The following is a 4,475-nucleotide window of genomic DNA, read 5'->3' on the forward strand; positions in this document are numbered from 1 at the left end:
ACGGCAAGGTCACCCTGGAGCACATCGAGTGCAACGCGGCCTGCGACTTCGCGCCCGTCGTGATGGTCAACTGGGAGTTCTTCGACAACCAGACCCCGGCGAGCGCCAAGCGCCTCGTCGACGACCTGATCGAGGGGCGACCGGTCGAGCCCACGCGCGGGGCGCCGCTGTGCACCTTCAAGGAGACCGCCCGGATCCTGGCCGGCTTCCCCGACGAGCGGCCCGGGGCCGTCGAGGCGAGCGGCGGAGCGGGACCCGCTTCGCTGGTGGGCCTTCGCCTGGCAAGGGGAGAGGCCGCACCCGCGCGCGTGGTCCATCCGCGCGACGGCGGACCGCACGACGAGCCGCAGGACAAGGCGGTGCACCACCCGTCACCGACAGAACACCTGAGCTCGCACGACGCGCCGCAGGACACGTCGGCCTCCGACCCGGCCCACCCGGCAGGGCCTACCGCCGAGGAGGGGGAGTGATGACCTTGGCACCCGAGATCAAAGACACCAGCCCCGAGAAGCTGCTCGCACCCGTGCTGTCGGCCTTCTGGGACGAGGACGAGTCCTGGACGCTGGACGTCTACCGAAGGCACGAAGGATACGAGGGACTCCGCAAGGCGCTCGCCATGACGCCGGACGACCTGATCGCGTACGTCAAGGACTCCGGTCTGCGCGGCCGTGGCGGTGCGGGATTCCCCACGGGAATGAAATGGCAGTTCATTCCCCAGGGGGATGGAAAGCCGCACTATCTAGTTGTCAACGCCGACGAGTCGGAGCCGGGAACCTGTAAGGACATCCCGCTCCTCTTCGCGAACCCGCACAGCCTCATCGAGGGCATTGTCATCGCGTGTTACGCCATCAGGTCTTCGCATGCCTTCATCTATCTGCGGGGTGAAGTCGTCCCTGTGCTGCGGCGGTTGCACGAGGCCGTGCGCGAGGCCTACGCGGCGGGCTACCTGGGCGAGAACATCCTGGGCAGCGGACTCGACCTCCAACTCACCGTGCACGCGGGCGCCGGCGCGTACATCTGCGGTGAGGAGACCGCACTGCTCGACTCGCTCGAAGGCCGCCGGGGTCAACCGCGGCTCCGTCCTCCTTTCCCTGCTGTCGCGGGCCTCTACGCGTGCCCGACTGTGGTGAATAACGTCGAGTCGATCGCGTCGGTTCCCGCGATTCTGAACAAGGGCAAGGAATGGTTCAGGTCGATGGGCAGCGAGAAGTCTCCGGGCTTCACGCTTTACTCGCTCAGCGGCCATGTCACCAGTCCCGGTCAGTACGAGGCACCGCTCGGCATCACACTCCGTCAGCTCCTCGAGATGAGCGGCGGCATGCGCGCCGGGCACCGGCTCAAGTTCTGGACCCCCGGCGGGTCCTCGACGCCGATGTTCACCGAAGAGCACCTCGACGTCCCTCTTGACTACGAAGGAGTGGGCGCCGCGGGTTCCATGCTCGGCACAAAAGCTCTGCAGTGCTTCGACGAGACGACCTGCGTCGTGCGAGCCGTGACCCGCTGGACCGAGTTCTACGCCCACGAGTCCTGCGGCAAGTGCACCCCCTGCCGCGAAGGGACGTACTGGCTCGTGCAGTTGCTGCGCGACATCGAGGCCGGCAAGGGCGTCATGACCGACCTCGACAAGCTGAACGACATCGCCGACAACATCAACGGCAAGTCCTTCTGCGCCCTCGGCGACGGCGCCGCCTCGCCGATCTTCTCCTCGCTCAAGTACTTCCGTGAGGAGTACGAGCAGCACATCACGGGCCGCGGCTGCCCCTTCGACCCGGCCAAGTCGACGGCCTGGGCCGACCGCACGGAGGTGAACGCATGACTGTGACCACCAATGCTCCCGCAGGTGGGGGAGGGGCGGCGGTCCCGCCGGAAGACCTCGTGTCGCTGACGATCGACGGCGTGGAGATCAGCGTGCCCAAGGGCACCCTGGTCATCCGGGCCGCCGAGCAACTCGGCATCGAGATCCCCCGGTTCTGCGACCACCCCCTCCTCGACCCGGCCGGCGCCTGCCGCCAGTGCATCGTCGAGGTCGAGGGCCAGCGCAAGCCCATGGCGTCCTGCACCATCACCTGCACCGACGGGATGGTGGTGAAGACGCACCTCACCTCGCCGGTGGCCGAGAAGGCACAGCACGGTGTGATGGAGCTGCTCCTCATCAACCACCCGCTGGACTGCCCGGTCTGCGACAAGGGCGGCGAGTGCCCCCTGCAGAACCAGGCCATGTCACACGGCCAGTCCGAGTCCCGCTTCGAGGGAAAGAAGCGGACGTACGAGAAGCCCGTGCCGATCTCCACGCAGGTGCTGCTCGACCGCGAGCGGTGCGTGCTGTGCGCCCGCTGCACCCGGTTCTCCAACCAGGTCGCGGGCGACCCGATGATCGAGCTGATCGAGCGCGGCGCGCTCCAGCAGGTCGGCACCGGTGAGGGCGACCCCTTCGAGTCCTATTTCTCCGGCAACACCATCCAGATCTGCCCGGTCGGCGCGCTCACCTCTGCGGCGTACCGATTCCGCTCCCGCCCCTTCGACCTCGTCTCCTCGCCGTCGGTCTGCGAGCACTGCTCCGGCGGCTGCGCGACCCGCACCGACCACCGGCGCGGCAAGGTCATGCGGCGGCTCGCGGCCGAGGACCCCGAGGTCAACGAGGAGTGGATCTGCGACAAGGGGCGGTTCGCGTTCCGGTACGCGCAGCAGCGGGACCGGCTCCAGCACCCGCTGGTGCGCAACGCCGAGGGTGACCTCGTGCCGGCCTCCTGGCCGGAGGCGCTGCAGATCGCCGCTCAGGGGCTGCTCGCCTCACGGGGCCGGACCGGTGTCCTGACCGGCGGCCGGCTCACCATCGAGGACGCCTACGCGTACAGCAAGTTCGCGCGCGTGGCGCTCGGCACCAACGACATCGACTTCCGTGCGCGCGTGCACAGCGGTGAGGAGGCCGACTTCCTGGCCGCCCAGGTCGCCGGACGCGGCCGGGACCTCGACGGTACGGGCGTCACGTACACCGCTCTGGAGAAGGCGCCCGCCGTTCTGCTGGTCGGGTTCGAGGCCGAGGAGGAGGCGCCCGGCGTCTTCCTCCGGCTGCGCAAGGCCTGGCGCAAGCACGGGCAGAAGGTGTTCTCCCTCGCCACGCACGCGACGCGCGGCCTGGAGAAGGCGGGCGGCACGCTGCTGCCCGCCGCTCCCGGCACCGAGACCGAGTGGCTGGACGCGCTCGCGAGCGGGGCCGGCCTGGGGGACGACGGTGCCAGGGCCTCGGAGGCGTTGCGCACCGAGGGCGCGGTGATCGCCGTGGGCGAGCGGCTGGCCGCAGTGGCGGGCGGGCTGACCGCCGCCGTACGGGCCGCCTCCGCGACCGGTGCCCACCTGGTGTGGATCCCGCGCCGGTCCGGGGAGCGCGGTGCCGTCGAGGCGGGCGCCCTGCCCACGCTGCTGCCGGGCGGCCGCCCGGCCACCGACCCGCGCGCCCGGGACGAGGTCGCCGCGGTCTGGGGTCTGGCCGAACTCCCGCACCGCTACGGGCGTGACACCGGCCAGATCGTCGAGGCCGCCGCGGGCGGTGAGCTTCAGGCGCTGGTGGTCGCGGGTGTCGAGGTCGCCGATCTGCCCGATCCGGCACGCGCGCGTGAGGCGCTGCGCGAGGTCGGCTTCCTGGTGTCGCTGGAACTGCGGCCCGGCGAGGTCACCGAACTGGCGGACGTGGTCCTGCCGGTGGCGGCGGTCGCCGAGAAGGCCGGCACGTTCCTCAACTGGGAGGGCAGGGTGCGCTTCTTCGAGGCCGCGCTCAAGCCCGACCACATGACCCGGCGCCTCGCGCCCACCGACGCGCGCGTGCTGCAGATGCTGGCCGACGCCATGGACGTACACCTGGGTCTGCCGGACCTGCGGACCGTACGCGCGGAGCTGGACCGGCTGGGGGCCTGGGAGGGACCCCGGGCCACCGAACCTCTGGAATCCGCCGCGCAGTTGCCGCGGCCGGCGGCCGGGGAGGCCGTACTGGCCGGGCACCGGTTGCTGCTCGACCAGGGCGTCCTCCAGGAGGGCGACGAGGCGCTCGCCGGGACGCGGCACGCGGTCCACGCGCGCGTGTCGCCCGCCACGGCCGCCGAGGCGGGCGTGAAGGACGGCGACCTGCTCGCCGTGACCGGGACCGCCGGGACGGCCGAGTTCACGCTCCGGGTCACCGAGATGCCCGACCGGGTGGTCTGGCTCCCGCTGAACTCCTCGGGCGGCGGCGTCGCCTCCGACACCGGGGCGCTGCCCGGCTCACTCGTCCGCATCGGACCGGCGAAGCCCGCCGCCGAAGCCCCCCAGGAGGTGGAGGCATGAGCCCGTACCTCGCCGCTGAAGACCTCTCGATGTTCGGCACCGACCCCTGGTGGCTGGTCCTCATCAAGGCGGTGTTCTGTTTCGCCTTCCTGATGCTGACCGTGCTGTTCTCCATCGTGTGGGAGCGCAAGGTCGTCGCCTGGATGCAGCTGCGCATC

Annotated in this window: 3 protein-coding genes and 1 pseudogene; all 4 read left to right on the forward strand. The window is 70.6% G+C overall.

All coding sequences use genetic code 11. From position 1 onward, the window contains the following. Positions 1-470, forward strand: a 470-nt coding sequence (locus ACZ5XS_RS45575) for an NAD(P)H-dependent oxidoreductase subunit E (RefSeq protein WP_468661612.1), incomplete at its 5' end; no start/stop codon positions are given. Beyond that, entirely contained in the window at positions 467-1,816 is a 1,350-nt protein-coding gene (gene nuoF / locus ACZ5XS_RS45580) for an NADH-quinone oxidoreductase subunit NuoF (protein WP_468661613.1), read from the forward strand. The genes ACZ5XS_RS45575 and nuoF, both read left to right, overlap by 4 nt. Continuing rightward, complete coding sequence (locus ACZ5XS_RS45585; RefSeq protein WP_468661614.1) at positions 1,813-4,317, forward strand: NADH-quinone oxidoreductase subunit G; 2,505 nt, start codon at positions 1,813-1,815, stop codon at positions 4,315-4,317. The genes nuoF and ACZ5XS_RS45585 overlap by 4 nt, the downstream gene beginning before the upstream one ends. Next, positions 4,314-4,475, forward strand: a pseudogene (locus tag ACZ5XS_RS45590) (NADH-quinone oxidoreductase subunit NuoH); the annotation flags it as partial. The gene ACZ5XS_RS45585 and the pseudogene ACZ5XS_RS45590, both read left to right, overlap by 4 nt.

This window comes from Streptomyces sp. NPDC033131 (genome assembly GCF_055578365.1).

Bases quoted from the DNA above. Each gene is read 5' to 3' on its own strand.
- ACZ5XS_RS45585 (WP_468661614.1), top strand. From the start codon at position 1,813: ATGACTGTGACCACCAATGCTCCCGCAGGTGGGGGAGGGGCGGCGGTC.